Raw genomic sequence first — 26,528 nt, 5'->3', positions numbered from 1 at the left:
CATTTGTAGCTGCTTTTTTGTTTAAAAGACATCTAACTCCCCTCTTGAGTGGGGTCGGGGGTGTGTCCTTATTTTTAAGGTCATCTCCACAAAATAGGACTTGATTAAATAAGATCAAGTCAGATCGCCGGCCAAAGGTTGGCCCCGCCGAGTCCGGTCTTCCACCCTTATCAAAAGCAGTTACATTCATTTGTAGCTGCTTTTTTGTTTAAAAGACATCTAACTCCCCTCTTGAGAGGGGTCGGGGGTGTGTCCTTATTTTCTACACAATTTTTTAAAGGGCATCTCCAAAAAAATGGGACTCAATTAAATAAGATTAAGTCAGGTCGCCGGCCAAAGGTTGGCCCCGTCGTGTCCGGTCTTCCACCCTTTTCAAAAGCAGTTGCATTTATTTGTAACTGCTTTTTTTGTTTAAAGGACATCTAACTCCCCTCTTGAGAGGGGTCGGGGGTGTGTCCTTCTCTATCTGGGGGTGTGTTCTTCTCTATCCAAAATATAATTTTCTATCGTCCTCAGCACATTGTTAATGTCATGTAGTACCTCTGGATCCGCAAACCTTATTATAGTCAGCCCAAGGTTTTCCAGTGCCTTCTGTTTTGTTTCATCCCTGGCCAAGACCTCTTCAAAATTGTGGGTATAGCCATCCAACTCAATCACCAACTCCAGTTCGTAGCAATAGAAATCAGCAATATATTCTAACAACGGTTTTTGTCTGTGAAAATCATAGCCCATCATTTGTTTGCCTTTCAGGTATTGCCAAAGCCTGATCTCGCTTTTGGTGCTATTGTTTCGTAGTTGACGTGCAAGCTCTTTGAGCTTCGGGTTATATGGAATGATTTTTCGCTTCACACGCTCAAATATATCTTTATTTAGAACACACCCCTTAATCCCCTCTCAAGAGGGGAACGTCTCATATCATAGTCCTAACCTCTTGTTACCAAAGACATCTCCTAACATGACTTCTGAATGTCTGGTCCGAGTACTACTTAATCCCACGCTTACGAGCATATGGCTAGGGGTGTCTTCCTCCTGTCTCCCCTCTTGAGAGGGGGAAGCTTCTCTTACCAATTAGCTCTGTACCTCCAAAAAACCTTCCTCCATTTGATTTTTGATGACTCAACAGTACCTTGTCGGTATGTTGAAAGACCTGATTGAAAATGTATCCAACCTGTCATTTCCTGTCGTGCACCTCGTCATAGGCCTCGTGGTGGGGGTGATCATCAACTGGCTGGTCGCTATCAGTCTTACCCTCACCGTAAAAAAATCCAAATCCAATGACCTGCTGATCTTCAGGAAGAGGTGCAAAAACGCCTTCAACACGCTGGTGCCCGTGGCCTCCATTTTCATTGTCCTGAACTATGCCGAGGACACCGACACCAACCGGATCCTCATAAAAACCTTTCTCATTCTGCTCATCATCGCCTCCGTTCATTTCCTGATTCGGGTGGTATATGCCATGGAGGATATCTTCCTGGACCGATACGACATTGACAAAGAAGACAACCGCAAAGAGCGGAAGATCCTCACTCAGATCAATTTTCTCAAGAAGGTTTTCATAGTGGTCATTGTCCTTATTGGATTCGCCCTGATCCTTCTGAGCTTTGAGGAGGGCCGCAAATACGGTCAAACCCTCCTCACCACTGCGGGTGTAGCCAGTGTTATCCTCGGGTTTGCCGCACAAAAATCGATTTCCAATTTTCTGGCCGGCATCCAAATTGCCTTTACTCAGCCCATTAAAATAGATGATGCGGTGGTGGTAGAAGGTGAGTGGGGCTGGGTAGAGGAGATCAATCTTACTTACGTGGTAGTGCGAATCTGGGACTGGCGCCGGCTCATTCTCCCCATCACCTATTTTGTGGAGAAGCCATTCCAAAACTGGACAAGAAACAAAGGCGAGATCATCGGATCAGTGATTCTCCACCTGGACTATCGCACACCAGTGGAAAAGCTCCGCAGCAAGCTGGAAGAAATCCTGAAAACTGAATCCAACTGGGACGGTCAGGTGAAATCACTCCAAATCACAGACACCAAAGAATTTACCATGACTGTGAGGGCACTCATGTCTGCCAAAAATTCGCCCATGGCCTGGGACCTGAGATGCAGCGTACGCGAAAAACTCCTCACTTTCCTTCAGGAGGAATACCCGGAAAGCCTCCCGGTCCAGCGACTGGACGTTCACACTTCAGAAAAAAGATAAATTCATTCCATTCGATTTTATTTTTAGCTTTAGAGGATTGAATGCCCTCTGAAATGGAAAAATGCATCAACTGTAGCCTGGAATCGGGCGGAAACTACTGTCCCAATTGCGGTCAAAAACTCCATCTGAAGAAACTCACCCTCAGGTACATTTCTTCTGAATTCACAGATCGGTGGCTGGGGCTCGACACCAAATTTAGCCGATCTGCCTGGGGGCTGTTTTTGCATCCCGAACGGGTGATCACGGCCTATCTGAACAGAAACAGCGTCCGGTACATAGGCCCCCTTGGGTATTACATTGTGATGACCGCCCTGATGCTCATCACCTTTGAACTATTGGGTCTGGAGGTTGCGGATTTTCTCAAGTCGACCAATGAAAACCTGGGACTTCCTTCAGGCTCCGGCAGTGCCCGGCAGCTTGCTTTACAGGAAAGCATCTCCGGCTGGGTTTCGAGAAACTTTCGATTTGTGTCAGCACTTCTGATCCCGTTTCTGACCCTTGGTGTTCAGTGGTTATATCGGAAGAAAAGGAGCTTTCTGGAAAACCTGGTGATGATCACCTACCTCCAGACCCATACCATTTGGTTTCTTATAGTTGGTCTTTTCACTTTCAAGTGGACGGGATTCTGGGTGAGTCAATATATGACCATTATTTCTTTGATCTATTTTGGTTGGGCCCTGGGTCGCTTCAATGATGGGAAAATCACTTTCCGAAAGTTCCTGAAGGCACTGCTCACGTGGATCGTGAGTTACATTCTCTTTATTCTTACACTTTCCCTGATGGCCATTGTACTCGTCGTTTTCATAGGAGCTTTTAAAAAATAATCGGTTAAATCTTGCTAACCTCTAACCCAGAGCATAGATATTTCGTATTTTTACCTAAATTTCCGTGTTCTGAGAAAACTCGCTTCCATATCACTAACCGTTTTCTGTATGCTTTTGGCAAACTATGCCGACGCGAGCACTAATGAAGAAGCAAGCAAAAGCAAGAAATCCACTGAAGCGACAGCCGGAAACAATGCCGCTGAAAAGTCGGAGGAAACCACCACGGTTTCCGAAAGCACCAGCACCGGTGGTGGAATGTACCTCAATCAGAACCAGGACTCCACCAACCTCAATTCCGTTTGTAAATTCAATTTCATCTTTTACTTTATTTACAAACTAAAGTACGACGAGGAGCCTCCTGGCAACGAATACCTGAATTACGAATTTTAAGATTCAGGCTGTTTGTATAAAACCCTCCAGCTCTTTGAGTGTGATTCTGCCCTCATAGAAAGCCTTTCCAAAAATTACCCCGTAAATCCCAATGTCACGGAGCTTTTTCATGTCATCAATGTTCCGGACCCCACCACTTGCAAAAATGCACAGCTCGGGGAACTTGCGGGTGAGGTGTTCATACACTTCGAACGAAGGACCTTCCAAAGCCCCATCTTTAGAAATATCTGTGGTCTTCAGGTATTTCAGACCACGGTCATAGAAGTATTCTATGTGGGTATCTAGTGAGATTTGCGTTGCTTCCTGCCAGCCACCAATCCTGATGAGGCCATTGAGGGCATCCGCACTCAGCGAGATTTTCTCCCGGCCGTAGGACATAATCCAGTTGGCAAAAAGTTCTTTATTATTGGCAGCAATGGTAGCTGCCGCGATGCTCTCCGCACCAAACTCGAAGGCCTTAATGATATCACCATCAGTATGTAGTCCGCCGGCAAAGTTGACCTTAAGGTCGGTATGTCCTGAAATGAGCTCCAAAGTAGGATAGTTAACAGGTGAGCCCTTCTTGGCTCCTTCCAGATCTATCAGGTGTATCCGGTTTATCCCATGATCTGCAAACTGCTCTGCCACGTCCAGGGGACTAACATCATAAACTTTTTCATTGGCGTAATCACCTTGGGTGAGGCGGGTCGTCCTGCCTTTGATCACAGAGATAGAGGGTACCAGTAGCATATACCAGATAGGGGTTTTGGGTCTAAAAAAGGTGACTGATGCCGGAGCCCAGCTTAGCAAATATACAAGATGACTGCTAATTCAAATGCACCATTTTGAATCCTTCCCCATGCACAGTCAGCAACTTGAGGGAATCTTCCTCCTTGAGGTATTTTCGGAGTTTGGTGATGTAGACATCCATGCTTCGGGCATTGAAGTAGGAGTCATCTTTCCAAATTCTTTTGAGCGCCACCGTACGGGTAACCGTCTGATTGAGGTTTTCCAAAAACAGTTTCATCAGCTCATTCTCTTTGGTAGTGAGCTTCACCGGGCCGGATGGCAAATGCAGCATGTTACTCGCATACTGATACCTGAGCGCACCCACGGTAACTTCCTCTGGCAACTCACGGTCCGCATTGCTTTTGAGGGTACGATGCAGTACAGCCTTTATCCTCATCAGCAGCACTTCCATGCTAAAGGGTTTGGTGATGTAATCATCCGCACCGATTTTAAATCCTTCCAGAATATCCTCTTTCATGGACTTGGCCGTCAGGAAAATAATGGGAATTTCAGGATCTATCTCCTTGATTTCACCAGCCAGCTGAAACCCGTCCTTTTTAGGCATCATCAGGTCCAGAATGCAAAGGTCAAAGTTCCCCGGCCTGAAAATAGCAGCTCCCTCTTCCCCATCCCGGCAAAGTGTGGTTTTAAACCCCTTCAGGTTCAGGTATTCACTGAGGATCTGTCCCAGGTTTTCATCGTCTTCTGCTAAGAGTATTTTAGGTGTTTCCATGTTCGTTAGGTAAGGTGATGGTAAACTTGCTGCCCTTCCCGGGCTCACTCTCTACAGAGATGGTGCCTTGGTGAAGTTCCACCATATTTTTCACATAAGCCAGGCCAAGGCCAAAGCCCTTAACATTGTGGATATTACCGGTAGGCACCCGATAAAATTTCTGAAATATATGCGTGGTGGCTTCTTTGGTCATGCCTATGCCCCGGTCTTGTACCGCCACAGCAATGTCTCCGGCCTTATTGTAGAGGCGAATCATGATTTCTGGCGCTGCGTCTGAATACTTGTTGGCGTTGTCCAGTAGGTTCACGAGTATGTTCGTGAGGTGTGTTTTATCACCAAAAACCAATTTATTGTCGGCATTATCAATGACTTTGATTTGACCGGATCTGGCTTCCACCTGAAGTGCTGTTTTCTCTACAGCACGCTCTACCAGCTCCAGAAGGTTGAGTGATTCGCTTTTGAGCTCTATGTCGTTTCTGTCAAGGGCTGCCATTTGAAGCACCCGCTCTACCTGCTCGCCGAGCCGCTTGTTTTCATCACTTATCATGGCCAGGTACCTGTCCTGCATGCCCTGCATCTGATTGATCTCTTTGTCGCTCAACGCCTCACAGGCCAGCGAGATGGTGGCGATTGGTGTTTTGAGCTCATGGGTCATGTTATTGATGAAGTCATTTTTCATCTCCGAAAGCTTTTTCTGTCGAAGAATGGTGCGGATGGAGTAGCCAAAGGATCCCACGATGACCATGATCAAAAAGCCCGAACTCGCCATAGTCAGCCAAATCTTGCGCAACAGGAATTGCTGTTTCTCGGGAAAATCCACCACCAACCAGTTTTGTTCTCCCACCAGATCATTGGGGAAAAGGCTCGCTTTGAGCTCGCTTTTTTCAAGGGCTTTTTTAGAGGCCCGATTGTCCACCAGGAGAAATCGCTCACTGATTGGAGAGACTATGGCATAGTCAAAACTAATGTCGATCCCCCGTTCAGCAAATTCACTGGACAACAACGAATCGAGCTGCTGGGGATTAAACCTGGCCATAATAGACCGATCCGGCACCAGCATATTCTCCAGCACCTGAAAAACCATCTCTGATTTCCTGGTGGCTCTCTCCAGGCGCTCCTCCAGGAGTTGGCGCTCGGCATCCTTCATTTCCGCCTGGTGTTGCCACACCTGATGTTTGCGGTCTGACATATCCGGTATGTCACGTCCGTCAGAAGAACCTACCTGAAAGTCAAAAATAATGTCAAACCCCATGGCATCATTTCGCAGGGTATCCTTGATTACCACCGCGTCTGTGCCCTGTGGCGCGGCGCGAAACTGGTAGCTCTGAGTGCCGCCATAGGTTCTGGAGAAATAAACCGATTGATTAAAGGCATATAAGGCCTCCTGCTTTTCAAGTTTTTCAGAGACAGTGTGCAGGGCCTCAATCACATCCTTTTTGAAGCGCTCCTCATTGGCACGAATCACAGAGTCTATCCAGTACCACTGAAAGCCAATAAGGCCTAGAAGTGCCAGACTCATTAAAGTAACTACCCACCGCAACGTCGATCGCTTCATGCCTCAAATTTACGCTAAATGTGGCCGTACAGTTCGCCATTAACCATTTTTAACATTGATTAACCCCCTTTTAACAGTTGTGCACAGGCCTGCTCCGTACATTAGCCCAAGGATCAAACACATAAAGAATTCAATCATGAAACCAATCTTTACAAAACCAATGCTGGGATTTTTGCTGATGGTATTGCTCGGGCTCTATTCATCGGCACAGGAAAAAAATGATCAGGTGAAAGTGAAAATCACCAAGGATATTGAGGGCGAGACTCAGACATTTGAAAAAACTTATGCCTCTGAGGAAGAAATGAAAACGGATAAGGAATTCAAGGAATTTATGGGCGATGATGACGAGATGCGTGTCTGGTTTTCTGAAGATGCCCATGGACCCAAAATTATTGAACTGGAAAAAATGGGTGATGACCCACATCGGTTCTACTTTAAGTTTGGGGATGAGGACATGGCCCGAAACTTTCATTTTTTCGAACCGGGAGACTCTGCCACGGCCTTTGACTTTCAAATGGAAGCACTGGGAGATGAGTTGAGAACCATGGAAAAAACCATCCGAAAGCACTTCGAATCCGCAGATGGGCATCCCTCCATGGCCTTTAGTTTCGGAGATGAAGATGGTGAGTTTGACTGGCATTTTTCAGATTCTCTTTCAGCTGAAATGCGCGAAAAAATGGACAAGCTCCGCGATGAGCATCGAATTTTTTCGAGGGATATAGAGGTTCACGTACTTAAAAAAGTACAGATCAGCGGCGATGTAGATGACTTTGGTAAGAAAGGAGTCGTGAAAAGCAGCGAGCAATTGCGGCTGGATGACCTGCGCTATTTCCCCAATCCCGCTCCTGATGGAAGGTTTCACCTGCAGTTTGACACACCCCAGCCCGGTGAGCTGGCCATCAAAATTTACAACATCAATGGCAAGGAAGTATTCAACCGGTATTTTGAAAAGTATGGCGGGCGCTACTCAGAGATGATTGACCTTTCTCAGCAAAGTGAGGGCATCTACCTTCTGGAAATTAACCTGGATGGTAAGCGGCTAACCCGAAAAATTGCGATCGACTAGCGAAAATCCTACCCCATGGTGATTTCTGATCTCCAGATCGGGGTCCTCCTTCAGGTATTTGCGAAGCCTGGATATGAACACATCCAGGCTTCTTCCTTTGAAGTAATCGTTTTCACCCCATATTTCCACGAGAATGGTTTCCCGTTTTACCAGTTGATTTCTATGCTGAAGAAGCAACTTGAGCAAGTCTGCCTCCATTTGGGTAAGCTGGGCCGTGGATTGCGGACCGATTACCAACAGATTGAGCTCATCAAATCGCAAGGCCCCAAGCGCCAGATTTTTTTCCGAAACCCCTGCAGTAGTCACGGATCTTCTCAGGAAGACCCTGATTCGCTGAGTAAGTTCGGCAATGGAAAAAGGCTTGGTGATATAGTCATCCCCTCCGATCTCGAAACCCTTCAGGCGATCCTGTTCCATTGATCGGGCAGTGAGAAATAAGATTGGCACCAGGTCATTCACTTTTCTGATCTCCGTGGCCAATGAGAATCCATCCATCTTCGGCATCATCACATCTATCAGACAGAGATCCACTGATTGATTACGAAAATGTCTGAGGGCTTCATGCCCATTGGCCGCTGCCACTACAGTGAACCCCTCAGAGATGAGGTGGTCTTCGATCACAAAAGAGAGGTTAGGATCATCTTCCGCTAATAATATTCTGGGTTCACTCATGATACATTTGGAAAGGTGAGCGTGAAGGTGGTGAGATCAGGACTGCTGACTACAGTAACTTTTCCGTGCATAGATCTGGCTCCCTGGCGCACAAAATATAGCCCAAGGCCAAATCCCTTCACGTCGTGCAAGTCACCCTGATGGATTCTATAAAACTTTCTGAAAATTCTTGATCGCTCTTTGTGGGGAATTTCCCGGCCATCGTTGCTCACCTTTACCTCCAGACAACCCGCCACCTCACAAGCGTTAAACCTGACTAGCGACTCCCCATATTTAGCTGCATTGTCCACCAAATTGAAAACAATGGTCTCAAAAATCGCCGGATCCCCCAAAATAGTGCTGTCATCAGTCAGATCGATCTCCTCTATCCATCGGATAGCCGGCAGGGTGCGGAAGGGCTCCGCCACCCGGTCCAGTACTTCTTTCACCCGAACCGGCACCACAGTTTTCTCCTTCTCATAGTCCAGTACTGAAGTTTCCAACAGCTGATGTACATGCTTGTCCAGTCTGGCCAGCTCTGATCGAATGATGCGCGCATATTTTTTCTGGCGTTCTCCACTCGCTTCATTTTCCAGCACCTCCGCAGAAACCTGAAGCGTGGCTAATGGTGTTTTGAACTCGTGCGTCATGTTATTGATGAAATCCCGCTGGATTTCACTCAGCCGCTTTTGTTTGAGAATGACAAACAGTGCGTAGGTAAAAAAGATCAGGATCAGTAAAGTAAGCAATGATGTCAACTGCCATATGCCCAGGCTACTGACTATACCGGCTGTTTTCCCGGGAAAATAAATGCCAAAGTAATATTCATCATTGACCAGCTTCGGTAGTTTCCCCGTAGGCCTGGTCTTGCCGTTTTGATCCTGCATGGAGACAAAATCCCCATACACCATGCGATCTGTCTGACAATCGTACACGCCATACTCATAGTCCTGGGCGATGCTTCTTTTTTGCAGTTCTGCCTTCAGCAAATAGTCCAGTGACGAGAGATCAATCTTATAGTTGGTACGGGCTATAAAGTAATTATTGGAAAGTTGGTCGATGGGGTCGCTGGATGGAATATCGTTGCCGTTTAGCTCACAGAGAGACTCCACCACATTCCGTAGGGCCATTTGCACAGATCTGTTGAACTGTTCTTCCTGTTTGTTGATGGCCACGCTCACCCAATAAACCTGTACGATCAGTATGGCCACCATGGACAGGGTACCTAAAACCACTAAAAACCGGATTGGGGTGTTCTTCATCAACCATAAAATAACGGGATTCAGTCGGTATTAGGAAATCCTTAACAACTCATTAACAATCATTAGGAATCCATTAACAGCATTTTAAGCAGGGACCATAGACTTTTGATCAAACCAAAAAAAGTAAAATTATGAGAAAAATTACGCTCACCATTATGCTCGGAATTGCAGTAGCTGCGATTGCCTCAGTAAGTCCGCTCACCTGGAAATCAACTACCCTGGACCTGGGAACGGTGAAAGCCGGCACGTCACAGGCCATCGCCTTTGAGTTTACCAATGAGTCTGAAAGCCCCGTATATATCCAGGAAGCCAAGGGTTCGTGCGGATGTACCAAAGTGGAGTATCCCAGGGAAGCCATCGCTCCGGGGTCCACAGCCTCTATTACAGCCTCCTTTCAGTCCTCTAAGGTGGGGATGTTCAAAAAGAACATCAAAATCAAAACCTCAACTTCTGATGAGTATACCTATTTGTACTTTTCGGGAGAGGTAGTGCTCTAAGGCCAAATAATTAAAAACCGGGCGGGTGCCCGGTTTTTTTATACCAGTTCTTATTCTATTTTTGTCCCCACGGTTTTCTACCCGGGAAGTTAGCTCAGTTGGTTTAGAGCATCGCCTTGACAGGGCGGGGGTCGCTGGTTCGAATCCAGTACTTCCCACTACATTTCTTTAGTTCAGTTGGTAGTTGTAGGCTTTTCTGTCCACCTCACCATCTGCCAGCATGGCCAACTGCCGGTCTATCTTTTTTTCCAGCTCCACCAGCAAATGCAATTTGGAAGCATCGCCATACAGCCCCATAATGTTGGCATAAGTGGCCACAGCTCCATAGGAAGCAATTTTGAAGTGAATAATATGTTGCAGGCTAATGATGATGGCGGCATCCTTCACCTCAGGCGTAGCACATCGCTCCACAATGTCCAGGGTCTGCTCCTCCATGAGCCGTATGGTCTCATTTTTTTCACCCCGCTTTTGCATAAAGAGGTCATTGAATACCTGCTTCAGCACCCAGTGGTTGTCATCTGTGGTACGCTGATATTTGGTAATTAGCTTGACGAGCAAGTGATTGCTTGCCTGTAGTCGCATCTGCTCCAGAAAACTGACAAGCTGTATTTCTGCATCGTAGAGCTCTCTGAGTTGCTCTATCATCAGGTCGTTGAGGTCTAGTATCTTCTTCATGTTTTCCCTTATTTTGATAGGGTGAAGATAGACCCGGGTGTCCTGCGATAATATGACGAATGTTAGCTCAGGAAATGATTAAGCTTCAAAGTGATATAGCAAAACCATTGTGGCAGTATATGCCGGTTTTGGATTGCCCTCAATTTCCATTCTTGCACCAATTTCGGCTTTGGTGATCCCGCGTAAGTTGGTAAGGCTCTCCAGGTGCGCTTTCAAAATCAACTTACTCCCCACGGGCACCGGCTGATTAAACTTCAGGTTGTTCAGGCCATAGTTCACCATCATTTTCAAATTCTTTGCCGTAAGAATCTGAGCCCACATATGAGGAACCAGTGATAGCGTCAGGTAACCATGGGCAATAGTCTGGCCAAATGGACCGGCCTTAGCTTTTTCTTCATCCACATGGATCCATTGATGATCTAATGTCGCATCGGCAAACTTATTGATCTGCTCCTGGGTAACCTCCAGAGCCTCAGACTCCCCCAAGTCTTTGCCAATGTATTCTGTGAACTCTTCGTAACTTCCTATTTCTATCGCCATATTAAAAAAGTAGATGATTTCGACGGGTGAAGTTAATAATCTTGGGATTATGTAAAAAATAAGGAGACAAAACATGTGAATTTGGGTTACGTTAATTAACACAGGGGCATCTGAACATACTCACCAGATATTTTGGGTTATTGAGCAGGAGCCATTAGATTTATTGATGATCAACCTTACTCCTAAAATTATGAAAATCAAGAACATACTCGTCCCCATAGATTTCTCAGAATGTTCCAAAAACGCTTTGAAAATTGCCATTGGTCTGGCCAAAGATTTCGGAGCTAAAATACACATGGTCAATGCCGTGCATGTACATCATCCACATCCGGACTTTATAGGAGGATCTCTGATGGACTCTATCATGGCTGATTATGAAAATCAGGTGAAAGAGAGTTTCGAAGAGCTGGAATCTGAGATTATAGAACTCAAAGATGTGCCCCACGAAGCTGACCGCTTTATCTCCTATCTCACGGACGCCATTTATTCCGAATCCGAAAGAAAAAACATCGATCTGATCGTAATGGGAACCCGGGCACACCATGACAAAATAGAACACCTCATAGGTACCAGAGCTACGGACATCATCGAATCTTCCAAAGTTCCGGTCATTGTCATTCCTGAGAATGTGACCAGCTTCAAGCTGAAAAAGATTGGTTTCGCCTCAGACCTCTCGGAGGTGAAAAACTTTGAAAAGCTAAAACTAATCGGCACACTCGCCAGGCATTTTGATGCCAGCGTATTGATCTTCTCCATTGTGGACGACCCTGAAAAACTGACTGCCCGGGATCAGAAGCTGATGCAGGAAATTTCCGAGCGGTTTAAAGATGTCAATTGCTCCGCACGAACCGTACAGGCAGATTCTATCAAAGACGGTATTGTTAACTTTGCAGCATTCCATGAGCTGGATTTATTGGCAATGATCCCGCGACACAGGTCCTTTTTTGAGCGAATTTTCCGTAGCTCTATGACCAAAAACATTGCCATTGACGCCAACATTCCGTTGCTTAGCTTTCACGAATAGTTTTTATGAATTATGCGTTCAGGGATTTTGATGAGTCCCAATTCATCAAGCTCCACCAGGCATTTATTGGTGCTTTTTCAGAATATTTTGTGACTTTTCAGCCTCCCCTGGAGCAGTTTAGAAATCGCATTTTCAACAAGCTTCATCTCTTGCCCAGCCTAAGTCTGATGGCGTGGCATAAAGACGAAATGGTGGGGTTCATGCTACATACCGTCAACGTCTATCAGGGAAAAGTAACCGCCTACAATGGAGGCACGGGTGTTATTCCCTCGCATCAAAGAAGCCACATTGCCACTCAGCTCTATGAAATCCTCCTTGGTCGAATGCGCGATCAGGGTACCATCACCAGGGTGTTATTGGAGGTGGTGGAGCAAAACACCAAAGCCGCCCGATTTTATGAATCATTGGGGTTTCAATTTACCCGGGTACTCAGGTGTTTTAGCTTGCAGGGAGAACTCCCGAAGATCAGCCCTGATATTGAAGTGAAAAAGTCTGATCTCCTCAAGACGGAGTACCTGACCCACCTCAGCTTTCAGCCTTCCTTTCTCGACAGCACCAGTCAGCTTCCTCACAACCTGGCCAATGAAATCATACTGGAAGCCCGGATAGGTGAATCCCTGGCGGGTCACCTTGTCTTCCAACCACAAAATGGCCGAATAAGTCGGGTGGCAGTACACAAAGATTTTCGTCAACAGGGTGTGGCGTCTGCACTCATCCAAAACGCACTGATGCGCTCCGGTGACCCAAAGCTCACCGTGATGAATATTCCTGAAGATGAGCATCCCACTATTGAAGCGCTCAAGGCTATGGGTTTTCACAATGAATTGAACCAATTTGAATTGGAATTGATAATTTAGGGCATGCTGATAAGTGAGCTTGCTTCCATTCTCCCTGCCGAATTCATTGGCCAATCCCACGATCATGAAGTAGATACCCTGGTATATGACTCCCGGAGAGCCTCCAGCAGCACCCGCGAACTATTCATTGCGCTACCGGGTACACACCACGATGGGCACGACTTTATCCCTTCACTCTACCAACTGGGGGTCAGAAATTTTCTTGTTTCCCGACAGATCAAGGCTGAAAACTACCCAGAAGCTACATTCCTGGTGGTAAAAGACACTTTGGTGGCACTCCAAAGCCTCTCCACCCATCACCGGAAACAGTTTGACCTTCCCGTGGTGGGCATCACGGGGAGCAATGGCAAGACCATCGTGAAAGAGTGGCTCGCTACCATTCTGGAACAACAGTGGAATGTCGTCAAAAGTCCAAAAAGCTACAATTCACAGCTCGGAGTACCCATGTCAGTGTGGAACCTGGAAAAGACCCACGAAGTGGCCGTGTTTGAAGCCGGGATTTCCAAAACAGGAGAAATGGAAGCCCTGGAAAGAATCATTCAGCCAACGTTGGGGATTTTTACCAACATCGGAAATGCGCATGCCTCCGGCTTTCAAAGCCTGAAAGGAAAGGTTACCGAGAAGGCACTTCTTTTTGCCCACTGTGAAAAAATTATCTGTCGGTTGGACCACACCTCCATCGTGGAGCAGCTAAGAAACCTCCCGGCAACCCTGATCACATGGGGAATCAACCAGCCTGATGCGGCGATCAATATCATTCCCTCAGGATCGGATTTTGATTTCCATTACCATGGAGCACATTCTACTTTCAGCATTCGTTTTGACAATCCATTCGACCTGGAGAATATTTTCCACGCCATCACCGCAGCGCTGGTACTAGGAGAAACCAACACCAACATTCAAAAGGCGATCGACAAGCTGAAGCCAGTGCCCATGCGCCTGGAACTGAAACGAGGCAATAACAACACCCACATACTTGACGACAGTTACAACAATGATTTCATGGGACTGAGCATTGCGCTGGACTACCTGCGACAACAACCCCAAAAGCTACGTAAAACTGTCATCCTTTCTGACATGCTTCAGTCTGGCAAAGACCCCAAAGCACTCTATGGCGACATCAATGGCCTTTTAGAAAAACACAGCATCGACCACCTGATAGGAATAGGCCCGGGGATGGTACAAAACCAGGCGGTCTTCTCTATGCCGTTTGAAGGGTACCTCAGTACTAACGATTTTCTCAGGAGCGTTCCCTCTTTCAGTAATGAAACCATACTGGTAAAGGGCGCCCGCGACTTTGAACTGGAGCGGGTGGTCCACTTCCTGGAAGAAAAAAACCACGGCACCATACTGGAGGTCAACTATGAGTCCATCACCCACAACCTGAACGTCTATCGCCAGATCCTGAAACCACGAGTAAAACTGATGGTGATGGTGAAAGCCTTTGCCTATGGGGTGGGAGTAGAAGAAATCGCCCACCTGCTGCAATATCACAAAGTGGACTATCTGGGGGTAGCCTATCTGGATGAAGCGGTGACACTCCGGCGCAAAGGCATCACCCTTCCAATCATGATCATGAATGTGGATTGGAGCAGTTTTGACCTACTGGAGACTTTTGATCTGGAACCGGAAATCTATAGCCTTTCCATGCTCCGACATTTTCTGGAGGTGACGGACAATCCTCCGCCTATCCACCTGAAAATAGAAACCGGCATGAACCGCCTGGGCTTCCAGGTGGAAGACCTGGAAAAGCTGACTGCCATGCTTTTGCAAAACCCACAACTGAAAGTGGCGGGCATTTTCACTCATTTCTCCAGCTCGGACGCCGCAGAGGAAGATGCATTCACCCGTAAGCAAGCAGCAGCATTCGACCAAGCCTATGACAGACTAGCCACCGCACTTGGCTACTTCCCCATTCAACATGCCCTCAACTCCGCGGGCATCATGCGCTGGCCCGCATTTCAGTTCGACATGGTGCGGTTGGGCATCGGCCTGTACGGGTTTGACAGTTCCAGCACCACTAATCAGTTAAAGCCCATCAGCACGCTGAAAACGAAAATCTCACAGATCAAGCCGGTCAAACAAGGTGACAGCATAGGCTACTCCCGGATGGGCAGAGTGGATCGGGAAGGAAAGATCGCTACCATTGCCATCGGTTATGCTGATGGCTATAGCAGGTTATTTGGCAACGGCAACGCCTACGTACTGGTGAATGGGCAGAAGGCACCGACCATTGGCAACATCTGCATGGACATGACTATGATCGATGTGACAGGGCTGGATGCTAAAGAAGGCGATGAAGTGATCGTATTTGGCGAGCAGCCCAACATCCGGGAGCTGGCCAAATGGGCGCAGACCATCCCATATGAGATTTTGACCAACGTAAGTCAGCGGGTGAAGCGGGTGTTTGTGAGTGAGTGAGGGGAAGAATGTCATCGTATTGCCATCCGCACCTGATGGATTAAGGGATAAAAGTCAGCGCTCCTTTTTTGACCTACCTATTCACAGTTAGTCTGTTCCAGTCTTTGGCCATGTCCAGGCAAACCAAACAATTAAAATGGTGATAAAACTTTCCAGAAACGCAAGAAACACGTAGAAGCCGTACCATGGAGTTAAAGAATTGATCCCTATTAACAGCATCATGAGTGTAAATAAGGTTCCGAAAAAAACATTCAGAAATCTATTCACTTTTGGATTGAGCAGGATTGACAATGCAACCATAAGAGAAGGAATGGCCAGAATAATGGAGGCCATTAATAATTTGGACGGACTGTCCAGCACGTTGGCTCCGGTTACAAGGCTATCTACTTTTTCAGGCACATACAGCTCGAAATAGTCTCCATATAAGTAGCAAAACACTACCGATGTCCATAAGGCCGAAAGCTTAATTTTGATATTCACTTTTGGGTTGTCTAGCATTTTTTAGTGTTTTGTCTTCTTTGCCTATAGATGTTCAAACTCTGAAAAGGGTTGCTTATGGTAAAACAGTGAATTGGAGAGATCAACCTCTCAATTCTTCCATTTCAGCAAGGGCCAAATCGAGTTTCTTCATGATTCTCCCATAAACAGTTTTTACATCTATGCGATGAATTGTCTTACTGAAAAGACTCATCAGGGCGGCCACAGTCATGATAGCAATAGTAGTATAGATATGAAGGCCAAAAAACAGATTATTCGAGTTCTCGGCTACTATTTGTCGCTTGCCTGCAAAGACATCAGAAAACCAAATCCCAAAGTAGAAAGCAAGAATAAAGACGGGGTATACCACTCTGTACATTTTTCCATAGCGCTCGATGGAGCTGGAAATCCAATCTTGAAGAGATTTCAAAAAAATATAGCTGCTTTGTCCTTTATCTATCTTTTCTAAGGCCTTCAGTTCATGGTGTGCCGTATATGCCACGTATAACATCATCATAAATATCAGACTGCCAGCCAACAAAGCTCCGGCGAAGTAAGAACCGATCAAGAGTAATGTAGCGCCAATCACAATACCCCATATGTTCATCCTAAACATCCTTTCGAATTTTTCGATAATGTGGATCGACTTCCTGCTGTCAATGTTATTCACTCTGGGGGCACTTAATGTCTCGTTATGTAGAAAGCCTTCTTTCCACATGGTTTCAATTGATTTTTCCATCCAATAATTTTTTTAGCCGCTCTTTAATTCGTTTTATGCGCACCCCAATGTTATTGGGGTTGGTACCAATGATCTCTGCAATTTCCTGATAGGACTTTTCCTCCAGGTAGAGCAGGATCACTCCTCTGTCAACTTCGGATAGCTGTCGAATGGCCGTATACAGTTGTTCGAGAGATTCATCAGCAAAAGTTCTGGACTCATCGGATACTTCTGCCGGCAAATAGTCAGAATCTAAATACTCAGGGTTGTTTTTCTGCTTCTTCAGCAGTGTCATACTTACATTCAGGGATAGTCTATATATCCAGGTAGACCATTCGGAATGCCCCCGAAAGTTGTTTCTGCTTTTCCAAATCTGGAAGCACACCTCCTGATAGTAGTCTTCGAAATCTTCCTGTGTATTCGTATATGCCCGGCATATCTTAATGATCATGGCGGCATAAGGCAAAATGGATGATGTATAAAAATCGTTGCTCACGCTCTTGGGTTTGCTGGCAATGTATGATGAATTAAATCACCCTACCTGAAGCCATCGCCCGTGCGTCCAGGTTGCGCCCTATGAGCAGGCCGACGACCATCCCTATGGCAATGCCGTATGATATGCCCAGAGACCGCTCCAAACCTGATAAAACTGTGACACCAAAAACAACTCCAAATGTCGCACCTAATCCCAAACCCAGATTGGTGTAATATCCTTTAGTTGTCAGCGAAAAAGTATCTTTCAAAAACTTTTGAAACTGCCGGAATGCTTTATCCCAATGTTTTTGAGTGTGTCTGGTCGTTGATTTTAAATCAAAAGCATCAAGCGCCTCCTCTATAGATTGAACTTCATCGCCAGACAAGTCTCTGCGCTCTAAACGGGTTAAAAGCTGTATGAACCTTTGGTAAATCTTCATTTCAGATTTTTTCGTTGCTTCAGCTTCCAGGTTTTTGAAATCCGTAAGTGCCTCTTTTATTGTCATAATTTTTAATCTTTTCTTGTTTAGTGGCTCAAGTCAAAGATTATTACACCCTGCTGAAATATTTTTTTTGAAACAGTGTGCTGGTCAGGTTTCTAAAACCTGCCAAAAGAAGAAAGGGTCAGTTCACCCCCCACAGCCCAGATTCTTCCTGAATGCCTCACGAGGCACCTCCCCCTTGTCCTCCTCCTTATGCTCCGAATTCTTCTCTTCCTGCTGAGCCTTCTTCTTCAGCTCCTCCAGACGTTTCTTCGCTTTCTCTTCCTTTTCTCTATCCATATGCTTTTAAAACCGTCCATAGAACAATCCGGTTTCCCCCATTCACGGAATTTAAAGCAAAATCTTCACATCTTTGCGGCATGAAGCGAGACATAACAGACCTTAGGATCGGTGTTTTGGGTGGCGGCCAGCTAGGCCGGATGATGCTCCAGTCGGCCACAGATTTCAACCTGGAGATCCACATGATCGACCCTGACCCCAATGCTCCCTGTGCCAAAATCGCCCATAGCTTCGTACAGGGTGACCTGCAGGATTATGATGCCGTCATGGCCTTTGGAAAACACATGGACCTCCTCACCATTGAAATAGAGGCCGTGAATACAGAAGCGCTGAAGGCGCTACAGGCCCAGGGGAAAAAAGTCTTTCCGCAGCCTGAAATCATCGAACTCATTCAGGACAAGCGGAAGCAAAAAACCTTTTATAAAGCCAACCGGATTCCCACAGCAGATTTCGTTCTCACAGAAAATAAAGCCGAAGTAGCGCAGCACAGGGACTTCCTCCCTGCTGTGAACAAACTGGGCAGGGGTGGCTACGACGGTCGTGGTGTACAGGTACTCAGGAGCGAAAAGGATCTGGAAAAGGCTTTCGAAGCACCCTCCCTGATGGAAAAGCTTATTGATTTCAAGAAGGAACTGAGTGTGATCGTCGCGCGCAGTGCTTCCGGCGAGGTAAAATGCTTTCCATTGGTAGAGTTGGTCTTTCACCCACAAGCCAATCTCGTTGAGTTTTTATTTGCGCCTGCAGAAGTCTCCGCAGAGATAGAAGCAGAAGCTCAGCAACTGGCTGAAGACGTGATCACCAAACTAGACATGGTGGGGCTGCTGGCCGTAGAGATGTTTCTCACACAAGATGACCAACTTCTGGTCAATGAGATTGCACCGCGCACACACAACAGCGGACATCACACCATAGAGGCCAACATAACTTCACAGTTTGAGCAGCACCTCAGGGCGATTCTGGATCTTCCATTAGGAGCCACGGACCTGATCAAGCCTGCCGCCATGGTGAATGTGCTCGGTGAAGATGACTACACCGGCCCCGCCCGCTACGAGGGCTTGCATGAGCTGATGGCCTTGCCGGGTGTACACCTGCACCTGTACGGAAAAAAGATCACCAAGCCCTTCCGTAAAATGGGACACATTACCATCACAGACGAAAACACCATAACTTTAAAGAAGAAAGCCCTTCAGGTAAAAGAAATTTTAAAAGTAAAAGCATGAGCAATCCACAGGTAGGCATCATCATGGGCAGCCAGTCAGACCTTCCGGTCATGTCTGAGGCCGCTGAAATATTAGAAGAACTGGGCATCGAGGTAGAAGTAACCATCGTCTCTGCCCACCGGACGCCTCACCGCATGCTCGAATATGCCGAAAATGCAGCTGATCGGGGCTTGAAAGTCATTGTGGCGGGTGCCGGAGGCGCGGCTCACCTGCCTGGTATGGTGGCCTCTCTGACCACTCTTCCGGTGATCGGGGTACCTGTGAAATCCAGAAATTCCATTGATGGCTGGGATTCTGTACTCTCTATCCTGCAAATGCCAGGAGGGATTCCTGTAGCTACCGTGGCCCTGGATGGTGCCAAAAACGCTGGTATCCTGGCCGCTGAAATCATCGGGGCATTTGTTCCTGAAGTATCCAAAAAACTCACAGACTACAAGCGCTCGCTCAAAGAGAAAGTACTCGAATCTGCCCAGTCCCTGGAGACCAGGGGCTGGAAATCAAAGAAGATTGGGTTCTAACAAGTCTGCTTAGTGCTCGCTCTCTACCAGCTCCGGCTTCTTAGGGAAGATCAGTGAAAGTACAATAGAAGCAAACAACAGGAATATGATCACCCCAAACGACAGGAAGATGGGGATGCTGATGTGCTCCACCCCGAAAATTGTGCCCAGGGCATCCTGCAAAATCTCCATCTCCAGCATCATTTTGGCTCCTATGAAGATCAAAACAACCGAGAGTCCTTTTTGAAGCAGATAGAATTTGTCCAAAACATTGGCCAGAAGGAAAAACATAGCCCTCAGCCCCATCACCGCAAAGATGTTGGAAGTATAGATCACAAATTCATTCTGAGAAATGGCAAATGCCGCAGGAATGGAGTCCACCGCAAAAATTAAATCCGTAGACTCAATCAGGATGATCACCAAAAACAATGGTGTGAATAGCCTTTTCCCGTTTTCTTTGACCCAGAATTTACCATCCGCAGTGTTGGTAGTAAATGGAAATATTTTCTTGGCCCATTTCATGACGGGATTTTTCTCAGGTTCTATTTCCATATCCCCCTCTTCGCTGAAGATCTTCACACCCGAGTAAATCAGGAATGCTCCGAAGATGTATAGTATCCAATGAAACTGTGCGATAAGGAATGCCCCCACAAATATGAAAATGGCCCGGAATACAATGGCTCCCAGTATCCCCCAAAAAAGGATATTGTGGTAGTATTCTTCCTTCACATTGAAATACCGGAGGATGAGCAATATCACAAAGATATTGTCAATAGACAGGGCCTTTTCGGTAACGTAGGCGGAGAAAAACTCAAACGAGGCAGTAGGGCCTTCACCGTAAAAGTAGATCACCATACCATAACAAACAGATACGGCCACCCAGAACAAACTCTGTAGGAGGGCTTCACGTTGTGATACTTTTTGATGTGCCTTGTGGAAAAATCCTAAATCCACCAGAAGGAACAAGATGATGATGACGCCAAACACTCCAAAGAGCAGGCCTTCATTTTCACCAGAGAATAAGGTTAACAGCATAAGTCACGATAATAATATTTTAGGGCGCCCCAAAGCTGGATTTTTGGTTTCACAAAGTAAGTAAATATTGCGCAATAAGGCACAATCTCGTTAACAAAGTATCGTTGTGCCCGTTTTTTAGTTAACTTATATGAAATACTCGTTCAACGAAGCCATTACCAGGTATGATTATAGACATTGTCCTATGTGTGGTCCTATATTGTGTGTTGCTGGTTTTCATTTTTTGGAAAAATAACCACAACAAAAACAACGATTCGGACGGAGACGATGAGGGTGGCCTGCCAGTAAGTCTCCCACCTGATATAGATTTGCCCCCGGGAATCTGCCTGCCTGATGATCTCCCAAAAAAAAGTATCCCTGAGACAGAAGAAGTATTTGCATGAACAACCCGCTGAACGACCTTAAGAAATTAAATCCAATTAAATACAGTCCAATCTCTTTCAGCCGAAAAAGGCCAAAAACAGGGCTGGCACCCGGTAGTCTCATTTACACGGGCAAAGTATACAGTGACCATATAAATATCCATGTGATTGACTACACGGATGAGCGGATTGATGAAGTCACCATAAAAGATGTCAATGAACTTCAAAAGTATAATAATCCCAACTCCGTCACCTGGATCAATATACAGGGCCTGCATGATGTGGACATTATTTCAAAAATAGGGGAAATGATGGGGCTACACCCGCTGACACTTGAGGACATTCTGGACACCAACCAGCGGCCTAAGGTGGAGGAGTTTGATGAGCACCTGTACATCTCCCTGAAGATGATCAATCATATGGAAAACCTCAATAAGATTGACATTGAGCAGGTGAGCCTGGTCATCCATGAAAACTTTGTGATCTGCTTCCAGGAAAAACCCGGAGATGTATTCAATGACATCCGAAGCAGACTCAAAAACGGAAAGGGCCGGGCCAGAAAACGTGGCGCTGATTACCTGGCCTACATGCTCCTGGACATCATCATTGACTACTACTATGAAACCCTGGACCAGGTTTGGGCACGGATAGAGGTGCTTGAAAACTTCGTAGTACGGCGACCACAGCGCATAGAGCTGAAGGACATTCAGCTACTCAGAAAAGACCTCATCCAGCTCCGCAGGTTCATGTATCCGGTACGTGATGTGGTCCATGCATTGTCCAGCAGAAGTTCCTCTTACTTCTCTGATAACACCTTGATGTTCATCAGGGATACTTACGACCATTCCGTGCAGGTGGTAGAGAACCTGGACACCTACCGGGAAATCCTCACGAGTGTAATGGACCTTTACCTTTCGCAGCTCAGCATCAAAATGAACGAGGTGATGAAAGTGCTGACCATTATTGCCACCATTTTTATTCCGCTCACTTTTATCGCGGGGATATACGGGATGAATTTTGAGCAAATGCCTGAACTCAGCTGGGCCATCAGCTATCCTGTGGGCTTCTATAGCCTGATAGGTGTGGTCACACTGGTGATGATCATCTATATGAAAAGCCGTCGCTGGCTCTAGTTTTGAAGTAACTGAAGGTCAATAAAGTTCTTATAGGCGCCCTTTTCAGTGAGCAGCTCGGAATGTGTCCCTGACTCGATCACCTGACCATTTTCTAATACGTAAATCTTATCTACCTCACGGATAGTGGCTAGTCGGTGAGCTATAATGATAGTGGTTCTGTCCTTCATCAGCAGATCCAATGCCTGCTGCACCAGGTGCTCAGACTCAGAGTCCAGCGAACTGGTGGCTTCATCCAGCACCAGGATGGACGGGTTTTTCAGCACGGCCCTGGCGATGGCAATCCGCTGGCGCTGTCCCCCGGATAGTTTGACTCCCCGCTCCCCCACCAGGGTATCAAAGCCCTCCGGAAAAGATTGGATAAACTCCAGCGCATTAGCCTGCTGGGCGGCCGCTATGATTTCCTGATCAGTAGCCTCAGGTTTTCCGTACCGGATGTTTTCCCCAATGGTGCCCCCAAAAAGAATGACCTCCTGAGGCACTATACCGATGTGTGCCCGCAGTGCGGTTAAATCTATTTCGTTAATATCCTTACCTCCAATGGAGATGGCTCCGGAAGAAACTCCGTAAAAACGCATGAGCAGCTGCACTATGGTAGACTTACCTGCCCCACTATGCCCTACCAGGGCAATTTTCTCCCCCGCGTTGATCCTGAGGTTGATCCCTTTCAGTACTGGCAGCTCGCTGCGTGTGGGGTAGCTGAACGCCACCTGACTGAATTGGATGTCTCCATGCAAATTTTCCTCACTTTTTGGCTTAGATAAGTCCTGCTCAGGCTCTTCATTCTGAATCTCCAAAATACGCTCTGAAGCACCTACTGCCTTCTGCACCTGCCCAAAAAGATCTCCAATACCGGCAATGGAAGCTCCTATGAAGGTGGTGTAAAGCACAAATGAAAGCAAATCACCCACCGACATATCACCGGACTGTACCAGTGTGGCGCCATACCACATCACTGCCACGATGCCCCCGAAGATCATAAATATGATAAAAGAGATAAACGCTGCTCTGTATTTAGCCACACGCAGGGCGGTTTTTACCACCCCGCTCATAGACTTTCGGTATCTCAGTATTTCAAAGAGCTCTGAGGTAAACGACTTCACAGAGCTGATGCTTTGGATGGTTTCATCCACGATTACATTGGCATCTGCCAGCTGATCTTGTGTCTTTTTAGAAAGTTTGCGAATGAATTTTCCGAATACAAATGCCAGTACTACTATGACCGGGAAGGTCGCCAGCATAAAAATACTGAGTGCCGGAGTGGTGTAAAAAATCAGCCCGATTCCTGCAATCAAAATGATTGTCTGCCTGATGAGTTCAGCCAGGGTGACGGAAAACGTATTTTGCAATAATGACACATCATTGGAAATCCGGCTGACCAATTCCCCTGCACGGTTCTGATCAAAAAAGGCCATGGGCAGTGTCATCATCCGTTGGTATAGGTCTGTGCGAATGTTGGCCATGGCATTTTCAGTTACAATAGCAAACAGATACACCCGGAAAAAGGACACAATGCTCTGAAAGAGGAGTACCCCCAGCAGCAGCAAGGCTGCCGTACCAATATTTTGAATAAACCAATCCTGCTTACCAGAAGCAATGTCGATGAGCTTCCCGGCCACAAAAGGGAATACCATAAAAAGACTACTGGAAATCACCAGCAGGACAAGCCCCGTAACAAACGGCACCTTGTAGGGCCACATGTAGCTAAATATTCCGCTCAGGTTTTTCAGGCCCTCGCGGTTTAGCTTTTTCCTCTCTTCCTTACTCATTGGGTTATTTTTCCTGAGATGGTATATTGGATGGTGTCTTTGAGAATCATTTTCTGAAACCCTTTGATCTGATAAGCACTGAGCTGCCCGTTTTCAAACGTTAACTCAAGGTTTCTCCGGTGCTGATAGATGGATTTGTCTTCGTAGTAATTGCTCACGATCCGCTCCACCTGACCCTCAGGTCTGAACACTTCGAAGACCTTCACCGGAGCATTTATGTCGTCTTCAAGCGTATATTTGATATAGTCTGAGCCTGAAGTAGTACCATAGGCACCCACATAATGTGATTTGTTCAGATTGAAATCCCTGATGATCACGAATTCTGACTCCCACTGGGCACTGTCCGGTTGTTGGGCCAGGGTTTCCTTCTGACCATCCATTTCCACTCTTTTGGTAAGGATCGCCTCTTTTTTGGAGAGTATTTCCACCTGCCGATCCAATAGGGAATCCAGATCAAAATAAACCTTTAGTGCTACCGCCGACTGGCGGTTTTCACCACAGGCCAGTAACAGCATCAATACTATAACCGAAAGAAAGAAGTTTTTCATATCAAAGTAATTCCTCACCGGTCATTTCAGCAGGTTTGGGCACGCCCATCAACTTCAGAATGGTAGGTGCCAGATCCCCCAGCTTACCAGGCTTCAAGGTGCCTTTGAATTCTTTATCTACCAAAATAAAAGGCACGAGGTTGGTGGTGTGTGCAGTATTGGGTGATCCATCAGGATTGATCATCATGTCGGAGTTGCCATGATCGGCAATAATAATACTGGAATAACCATGCGCAAGGGCCGTTTCCACCACCTCACTGGCGCAAGCGTCCACCGTTTCGCAGGCTTTCACAGCGGCCTCAAAAACGCCCGTGTGCCCCACCATGTCAGGATTGGCAAAATTCAGACAAACAAAATCCACTTCCTCTTTCTTCAACTCAACGATGATCTTATCCTTGATGTCATTGGCGCTCATCTCAGGCTGCAGGTCGTAGGTGGCCACCTTTGGAGACGGACAAAGTAGTCTGGTCTCGCCCACAAATTCCTTTTCCCGTCCTCCGGAAAAGAAGAAGGTTACGTGAGGATATTTTTCTGTTTCGGCAATTCGGATCTGCTTTTTTCCATGTGCTTCCAGCACCTCTCCCAGCGTCTGCTTCAGGTTGTCCTTGTCAAAAACCACTTTGATCCCTTTGAAGGTATCGTCATAGTTGGTCATGGTCAGGTAATAAAGATCAAGGGTTTTCATGCCATGATCCGGCAGGTCATTCTGTGTGAGCACTTCCGTGATCTCACGCCCCCTATCTGTTCTGAAATTAAAGCACATGACCACATCGCCCTCAGCTATGTGTCCCACAGGCGCACCGTTCTCTGTATGAATGATCGGTTTGATAAACTCATCCGTCACACCAGCATCATAAGAGGCCTGGATGGCTGATAGTACATCCCCTGTTTCCACTTCGCCTTTGGCATTCACCATGGCATCATAGGCCAGCTTCACCCGTTCCCATCTCTTGTCCCTGTCCATGGCAAAATAACGACCTGTGATGGAAGCGATTTTCCCTGTGGTTTTGCCCATATGGTTTTGTACTTCTTCCATGAAGCCTTTGCCACTTTTGGGGTCACAGTCCCGGCCATCTGTAAAGGCATGTACAAACACGTCCTTACATCCGTTGGCATCTGCAGCGGTCAGGAGACCTTTGAGGTGATTGATGTGCGAGTGCACTCCGCCATCAGACACCAACCCTATAAAATGTATTTTCTTTCCTTCTTTTTTGGCATAGTCAAACGCAGCCACCAGTTCCTCTTCCTTAGCCAGTGTGCCTTCTTCGGCAGCTTTATTGATTTTCACCAGGTCCTGATAGACCACCCTGCCAGCACCAATATTCATGTGCCCCACTTCCGAGTTGCCCATTTGCCCCTCAGGCAAACCCACCGCCAGGCCTGAAGCCTCCAGTGTACTATTTGCGTATTTCCCATATAGACTATCCATAAAAGGTGTCTTGGCTTTGTCAACAGCCGAAACACTCTTATCTGTAGCGATTCCCCAGCCGTCTAGTATAATCAGGATTACTTTTTTATTCATGGCGCAAATATAATATCCACAAGCCAAGGGAATCTACCAATTTGGCCTAATCCTGACGGATTAATTAATTGTGGCATAATTTTCGATAACTTTAGGGTATGATAAAAATAGGCTTCTTACTGAGCTCGCTGCTATTTACTTTCTTCACCCCCACTCAGGAAGACATTCTGGCAAGTATTGCTGTGGCCATGAAAGCAGGTAGCTCTAAAGAATTGATCAAATTCTGCAATACCAACATTGAAATCAAAGTAGATGGCAAGGCTTCGAACTATAGCATTGCACAGGCTGAAGTGGTATTGAAGGACTTTTTTCTCAAAAATCCACCCAAAGGTTTTCAGTACATTCACCAGGGATCTTCGCCGGAGGGACTGAAGTACACCATAGGCACCTATTCGCTTGAGGAGGGCAGCTATCGGGTGGTGATGGTAGTGAAAAAAGTAAAAAATGAGTTCAAAATAGATACCATCAACTTTAGCCGCGAATAATTGGCTTTCAATAGTCGCAGAAAGGGTCAGCTTTCCTAATTTTGCG

Annotated in this window: 29 protein-coding genes and 1 tRNA gene; 13 read left to right on the top strand and 17 right to left on the bottom strand. The window is 46.5% G+C overall.

From position 1 onward, the window contains the following. Positions 1 to 462: 462 nt before the first annotated feature. Complete coding sequence (locus tag RIH33_RS11395) at positions 463 to 849, bottom strand: endonuclease domain-containing protein (RefSeq protein WP_406654866.1); 387 nt, start codon at positions 847 to 849, stop codon at positions 463 to 465. A 262-nt stretch (positions 850 to 1,111) separates the two neighbouring features. Here RIH33_RS11395 and RIH33_RS11390 point away from each other — a divergent pair, with 262 nt between their 5' ends. The 3 genes from RIH33_RS11390 (at position 1,112) to RIH33_RS11380 (ending at position 3,411) form a co-directional block, all read left to right on the top strand. Continuing rightward, on the top strand, positions 1,112 to 2,197 hold the full coding sequence (locus RIH33_RS11390; RefSeq protein ID WP_406654865.1) for a mechanosensitive ion channel family protein: 1,086 nt from the start codon (positions 1,112 to 1,114) through the stop codon (positions 2,195 to 2,197). Positions 2,198 to 2,250: 53 nt separating this feature from the next. Then, positions 2,251 to 3,021 carry a DUF3667 domain-containing protein gene (locus RIH33_RS11385; RefSeq protein WP_406654864.1) on the top strand — a complete coding sequence of 257 codons (771 nt, stop codon included), beginning with the start codon at positions 2,251 to 2,253 and terminating at the stop codon, positions 3,019 to 3,021. 108 nt (positions 3,022 to 3,129) lie between these two features. Next, positions 3,130 to 3,411: a hypothetical protein gene (locus RIH33_RS11380; protein WP_406654863.1), complete on the top strand. Its 282-nt coding sequence runs from the start codon at positions 3,130 to 3,132 to the stop codon at positions 3,409 to 3,411. A gap of 3 nt (positions 3,412 to 3,414) precedes the next feature. On the opposite strand, the gene RIH33_RS11375 is transcribed toward RIH33_RS11380, so the two are convergent. From RIH33_RS11375 to RIH33_RS11365, 3 genes are all read right to left on the bottom strand, one after another. Further along, positions 3,415 to 4,140, bottom strand: a complete 726-nt coding sequence (locus RIH33_RS11375; RefSeq protein WP_406654862.1) for a HisA/HisF-related TIM barrel protein — start codon at positions 4,138 to 4,140, stop codon at positions 3,415 to 3,417. 76 nt (positions 4,141 to 4,216) lie between these two features. After that, positions 4,217 to 4,912, bottom strand: coding sequence for a response regulator transcription factor (locus RIH33_RS11370; protein WP_406654861.1), 696 nt, complete (start codon positions 4,910 to 4,912; stop codon positions 4,217 to 4,219). Then, positions 4,899 to 6,467, bottom strand: a complete 1,569-nt coding sequence (locus tag RIH33_RS11365) for a sensor histidine kinase (RefSeq protein WP_406654860.1) — start codon at positions 6,465 to 6,467, stop codon at positions 4,899 to 4,901. Before RIH33_RS11365 ends, RIH33_RS11370 begins: the two co-directional genes overlap by 14 nt. Positions 6,468 to 6,603: 136 nt before the next feature. On the opposite strand from RIH33_RS11365, the gene RIH33_RS11360 reads away from it, so the two are divergent. Continuing rightward, positions 6,604 to 7,533: a T9SS type A sorting domain-containing protein gene (locus RIH33_RS11360; protein ID WP_406654859.1), complete on the top strand. Its 930-nt coding sequence runs from the start codon at positions 6,604 to 6,606 to the stop codon at positions 7,531 to 7,533. On the opposite strand, the gene RIH33_RS11355 is transcribed toward RIH33_RS11360, so the two are convergent. Together RIH33_RS11355 and RIH33_RS11350 are read right to left on the bottom strand one after the other, a co-directional pair. After that, on the bottom strand, positions 7,507 to 8,205 hold the full coding sequence (locus RIH33_RS11355) for a response regulator transcription factor (protein WP_406654858.1): 699 nt from the start codon (positions 8,203 to 8,205) through the stop codon (positions 7,507 to 7,509). The two genes, RIH33_RS11360 and RIH33_RS11355, sit on opposite strands and share 27 nt — an antisense overlap. Continuing rightward, positions 8,202 to 9,446, bottom strand: a complete 1,245-nt coding sequence (locus RIH33_RS11350; protein ID WP_406654857.1) for a sensor histidine kinase — start codon at positions 9,444 to 9,446, stop codon at positions 8,202 to 8,204. The genes RIH33_RS11355 and RIH33_RS11350 overlap by 4 nt, the downstream gene beginning before the upstream one ends. 131 nt (positions 9,447 to 9,577) lie before the next feature. Here RIH33_RS11350 and RIH33_RS11345 point away from each other — a divergent pair, with 131 nt between their 5' ends. Both RIH33_RS11345 and RIH33_RS11340 read left to right on the top strand, forming a co-directional pair. Next, positions 9,578 to 9,943 (top strand): DUF1573 domain-containing protein, encoded by a 366-nt coding sequence (locus RIH33_RS11345; protein WP_406654856.1) that lies wholly within the window; start codon positions 9,578 to 9,580, stop codon positions 9,941 to 9,943. Between the two features lie 83 nt (positions 9,944 to 10,026). Continuing rightward, a tRNA-Val gene (locus RIH33_RS11340) sits at positions 10,027 to 10,101 on the top strand. 10 nt (positions 10,102 to 10,111) lie between these two features. On the opposite strand, the gene RIH33_RS11335 is transcribed toward RIH33_RS11340, so the two are convergent. After that, positions 10,112 to 10,618, bottom strand: a complete 507-nt coding sequence (locus tag RIH33_RS11335; protein WP_406654855.1) for a ferritin-like domain-containing protein — start codon at positions 10,616 to 10,618, stop codon at positions 10,112 to 10,114. Between the two features lie 78 nt (positions 10,619 to 10,696). Continuing rightward, on the bottom strand, positions 10,697 to 11,158 hold the full coding sequence (locus tag RIH33_RS11330) for a MaoC family dehydratase (protein WP_406654854.1): 462 nt from the start codon (positions 11,156 to 11,158) through the stop codon (positions 10,697 to 10,699). Positions 11,159 to 11,348: 190 nt separating this feature from the next. On the opposite strand from RIH33_RS11330, the gene RIH33_RS11325 reads away from it, so the two are divergent. Genes RIH33_RS11325 through RIH33_RS11315 form a run of 3 tightly spaced genes read left to right on the top strand, consistent with a single transcriptional unit; the run spans position 11,349 to position 15,460 of the window. After that, complete coding sequence (locus RIH33_RS11325; protein WP_406654853.1) at positions 11,349 to 12,182, top strand: universal stress protein; 834 nt, start codon at positions 11,349 to 11,351, stop codon at positions 12,180 to 12,182. Positions 12,183 to 12,187: 5 nt separating this feature from the next. Then, positions 12,188 to 13,039 carry a GNAT family N-acetyltransferase gene (locus tag RIH33_RS11320; protein ID WP_406654852.1) on the top strand — a complete coding sequence of 284 codons (852 nt, stop codon included), beginning with the start codon at positions 12,188 to 12,190 and terminating at the stop codon, positions 13,037 to 13,039. A gap of 3 nt (positions 13,040 to 13,042) precedes the next feature. Further along, positions 13,043 to 15,460, top strand: a complete 2,418-nt coding sequence (locus RIH33_RS11315) for a bifunctional UDP-N-acetylmuramoyl-tripeptide:D-alanyl-D-alanine ligase/alanine racemase (protein ID WP_406654851.1) — start codon at positions 13,043 to 13,045, stop codon at positions 15,458 to 15,460. 87 nt (positions 15,461 to 15,547) lie between these two features. Here the strand turns inward: RIH33_RS11315 and RIH33_RS11310 are convergent, their stop codons facing one another. The 5 genes from RIH33_RS11310 to RIH33_RS11290 all read right to left on the bottom strand — a co-directional run bounded on the left by RIH33_RS11310 (position 15,548) and on the right by RIH33_RS11290 (position 17,911). Next, positions 15,548 to 15,958, bottom strand: coding sequence for a DUF6326 family protein (locus tag RIH33_RS11310; RefSeq protein ID WP_406654850.1), 411 nt, complete (start codon positions 15,956 to 15,958; stop codon positions 15,548 to 15,550). An 82-nt stretch (positions 15,959 to 16,040) separates the two neighbouring features. Beyond that, positions 16,041 to 16,676: a hypothetical protein gene (locus RIH33_RS11305; RefSeq protein WP_406654849.1), complete on the bottom strand. Its 636-nt coding sequence runs from the start codon at positions 16,674 to 16,676 to the stop codon at positions 16,041 to 16,043. Continuing rightward, positions 16,660 to 17,151 (bottom strand): RNA polymerase sigma factor, encoded by a 492-nt coding sequence (locus tag RIH33_RS11300; protein ID WP_406654848.1) that lies wholly within the window; start codon positions 17,149 to 17,151, stop codon positions 16,660 to 16,662. Before RIH33_RS11300 ends, RIH33_RS11305 begins: the two co-directional genes overlap by 17 nt. A 31-nt stretch (positions 17,152 to 17,182) precedes the next feature. Continuing rightward, the gene (locus tag RIH33_RS11295; RefSeq protein WP_406654847.1) at positions 17,183 to 17,635 is read right to left on the bottom strand and encodes a hypothetical protein; all 453 of its coding nucleotides are present in this window, start codon (positions 17,633 to 17,635) and stop codon (positions 17,183 to 17,185) included. A gap of 123 nt (positions 17,636 to 17,758) precedes the next feature. After that, on the bottom strand, positions 17,759 to 17,911 hold the full coding sequence (locus tag RIH33_RS11290) for a hypothetical protein (RefSeq protein ID WP_406654846.1): 153 nt from the start codon (positions 17,909 to 17,911) through the stop codon (positions 17,759 to 17,761). A gap of 80 nt (positions 17,912 to 17,991) precedes the next feature. On the opposite strand from RIH33_RS11290, the gene RIH33_RS11285 reads away from it, so the two are divergent. Both RIH33_RS11285 and purE read left to right on the top strand, forming a co-directional pair. Continuing rightward, positions 17,992 to 19,131, top strand: a complete 1,140-nt coding sequence (locus RIH33_RS11285) for a 5-(carboxyamino)imidazole ribonucleotide synthase (RefSeq protein ID WP_406654845.1) — start codon at positions 17,992 to 17,994, stop codon at positions 19,129 to 19,131. Then, on the top strand, positions 19,128 to 19,649 hold the full coding sequence (gene purE / locus RIH33_RS11280) for a 5-(carboxyamino)imidazole ribonucleotide mutase (protein WP_406654844.1): 522 nt from the start codon (positions 19,128 to 19,130) through the stop codon (positions 19,647 to 19,649). Before RIH33_RS11285 ends, purE begins: the two co-directional genes overlap by 4 nt. 9 nt (positions 19,650 to 19,658) lie before the next feature. Here purE and RIH33_RS11275 read toward each other — a convergent pair whose 3' ends face one another. Further along, positions 19,659 to 20,663, bottom strand: a complete 1,005-nt coding sequence (locus RIH33_RS11275; RefSeq protein WP_406654843.1) for a TerC family protein — start codon at positions 20,661 to 20,663, stop codon at positions 19,659 to 19,661. 379 nt (positions 20,664 to 21,042) lie between these two features. Here RIH33_RS11275 and corA point away from each other — a divergent pair, with 379 nt between their 5' ends. Beyond that, complete coding sequence (corA, locus tag RIH33_RS11270) at positions 21,043 to 22,158, top strand: magnesium/cobalt transporter CorA (protein WP_406654842.1); 1,116 nt, start codon at positions 21,043 to 21,045, stop codon at positions 22,156 to 22,158. Here the strand turns inward: corA and RIH33_RS11265 are convergent. From RIH33_RS11265 to gpmI, 3 genes are read right to left on the bottom strand one after another with little or no spacing between them, the layout of a single operon-like run. Beyond that, positions 22,155 to 23,927 (bottom strand): ABC transporter ATP-binding protein, encoded by a 1,773-nt coding sequence (locus RIH33_RS11265; protein ID WP_406654841.1) that lies wholly within the window; start codon positions 23,925 to 23,927, stop codon positions 22,155 to 22,157. The two genes, corA and RIH33_RS11265, sit on opposite strands and share 4 nt — an antisense overlap. After that, positions 23,924 to 24,475, bottom strand: coding sequence for a hypothetical protein (locus RIH33_RS11260; protein WP_406654840.1), 552 nt, complete (start codon positions 24,473 to 24,475; stop codon positions 23,924 to 23,926). The genes RIH33_RS11265 and RIH33_RS11260 overlap by 4 nt, the downstream gene beginning before the upstream one ends. 1 nt (position 24,476) lies before the next feature. Then, the gene (gpmI, locus tag RIH33_RS11255; protein ID WP_406654839.1) at positions 24,477 to 25,997 is read right to left on the bottom strand and encodes a 2,3-bisphosphoglycerate-independent phosphoglycerate mutase; all 1,521 of its coding nucleotides are present in this window, start codon (positions 25,995 to 25,997) and stop codon (positions 24,477 to 24,479) included. 98 nt (positions 25,998 to 26,095) lie between these two features. Between gpmI and RIH33_RS11250 the strand changes: the two genes are divergently transcribed. Next, the gene (locus tag RIH33_RS11250) at positions 26,096 to 26,482 is read left to right on the top strand and encodes a DUF4783 domain-containing protein (RefSeq protein WP_406654838.1); all 387 of its coding nucleotides are present in this window, start codon (positions 26,096 to 26,098) and stop codon (positions 26,480 to 26,482) included. Positions 26,483 to 26,528: the final 46 nt, after the last annotated feature.

The organism is Marinoscillum sp. (genome assembly GCF_040222955.1).
Lineage (GTDB): Bacteria > Bacteroidota > Bacteroidia > Cytophagales > Cyclobacteriaceae > Marinoscillum.
The sequence above is the reverse complement of the archived record's forward strand: the minus strand, read 5'-3'. Positions and strand labels throughout refer to the sequence as shown.

Coding starts and splice junctions, on each gene's coding strand:
- RIH33_RS11250 (WP_406654838.1), top strand. CDS start 26,096: ATGATAAAAATAGGCTTCTTACTGAGCTCGCTGCTATTTACTTTCTTC.
- purE (WP_406654844.1), top strand. CDS start 19,128: ATGAGCAATCCACAGGTAGGCATCATCATGGGCAGCCAGTCAGACCTT.
- RIH33_RS11310 (WP_406654850.1), bottom strand. CDS start 15,958: ATGCTAGACAACCCAAAAGTGAATATCAAAATTAAGCTTTCGGCCTTA.
- RIH33_RS11365 (WP_406654860.1), bottom strand. CDS start 6,467: ATGAAGCGATCGACGTTGCGGTGGGTAGTTACTTTAATGAGTCTGGCA.
- RIH33_RS11325 (WP_406654853.1), top strand. CDS start 11,349: ATGAAAATCAAGAACATACTCGTCCCCATAGATTTCTCAGAATGTTCC.
- RIH33_RS11355 (WP_406654858.1), bottom strand. CDS start 8,205: ATGAGTGAACCCAGAATATTATTAGCGGAAGATGATCCTAACCTCTCT.
- RIH33_RS11345 (WP_406654856.1), top strand. CDS start 9,578: ATGAGAAAAATTACGCTCACCATTATGCTCGGAATTGCAGTAGCTGCG.
- RIH33_RS11285 (WP_406654845.1), top strand. CDS start 17,992: ATGAAGCGAGACATAACAGACCTTAGGATCGGTGTTTTGGGTGGCGGC.
- RIH33_RS11295 (WP_406654847.1), bottom strand. CDS start 17,635: ATGACAATAAAAGAGGCACTTACGGATTTCAAAAACCTGGAAGCTGAA.
- RIH33_RS11375 (WP_406654862.1), bottom strand. CDS start 4,140: ATGCTACTGGTACCCTCTATCTCTGTGATCAAAGGCAGGACGACCCGC.
- corA (WP_406654842.1), top strand. CDS start 21,043: ATGAACAACCCGCTGAACGACCTTAAGAAATTAAATCCAATTAAATAC.
- RIH33_RS11360 (WP_406654859.1), top strand. CDS start 6,604: ATGAAACCAATCTTTACAAAACCAATGCTGGGATTTTTGCTGATGGTA.
- RIH33_RS11335 (WP_406654855.1), bottom strand. CDS start 10,618: ATGAAGAAGATACTAGACCTCAACGACCTGATGATAGAGCAACTCAGA.
- RIH33_RS11370 (WP_406654861.1), bottom strand. CDS start 4,912: ATGGAAACACCTAAAATACTCTTAGCAGAAGACGATGAAAACCTGGGA.
- RIH33_RS11305 (WP_406654849.1), bottom strand. CDS start 16,676: ATGGAAAAATCAATTGAAACCATGTGGAAAGAAGGCTTTCTACATAAC.
- RIH33_RS11380 (WP_406654863.1), top strand. CDS start 3,130: ATGCTTTTGGCAAACTATGCCGACGCGAGCACTAATGAAGAAGCAAGC.
- RIH33_RS11330 (WP_406654854.1), bottom strand. CDS start 11,158: ATGGCGATAGAAATAGGAAGTTACGAAGAGTTCACAGAATACATTGGC.
- RIH33_RS11275 (WP_406654843.1), bottom strand. CDS start 20,663: ATGCTGTTAACCTTATTCTCTGGTGAAAATGAAGGCCTGCTCTTTGGA.
- RIH33_RS11320 (WP_406654852.1), top strand. CDS start 12,188: ATGAATTATGCGTTCAGGGATTTTGATGAGTCCCAATTCATCAAGCTC.
- RIH33_RS11390 (WP_406654865.1), top strand. CDS start 1,112: ATGACTCAACAGTACCTTGTCGGTATGTTGAAAGACCTGATTGAAAAT.
- RIH33_RS11350 (WP_406654857.1), bottom strand. CDS start 9,446: ATGAAGAACACCCCAATCCGGTTTTTAGTGGTTTTAGGTACCCTGTCC.
- RIH33_RS11290 (WP_406654846.1), bottom strand. CDS start 17,911: ATGGATAGAGAAAAGGAAGAGAAAGCGAAGAAACGTCTGGAGGAGCTG.
- RIH33_RS11265 (WP_406654841.1), bottom strand. CDS start 23,927: ATGAGTAAGGAAGAGAGGAAAAAGCTAAACCGCGAGGGCCTGAAAAAC.
- RIH33_RS11315 (WP_406654851.1), top strand. CDS start 13,043: ATGCTGATAAGTGAGCTTGCTTCCATTCTCCCTGCCGAATTCATTGGC.
- gpmI (WP_406654839.1), bottom strand. CDS start 25,997: ATGAATAAAAAAGTAATCCTGATTATACTAGACGGCTGGGGAATCGCT.
- RIH33_RS11260 (WP_406654840.1), bottom strand. CDS start 24,475: ATGAAAAACTTCTTTCTTTCGGTTATAGTATTGATGCTGTTACTGGCC.
- RIH33_RS11385 (WP_406654864.1), top strand. CDS start 2,251: ATGGAAAAATGCATCAACTGTAGCCTGGAATCGGGCGGAAACTACTGT.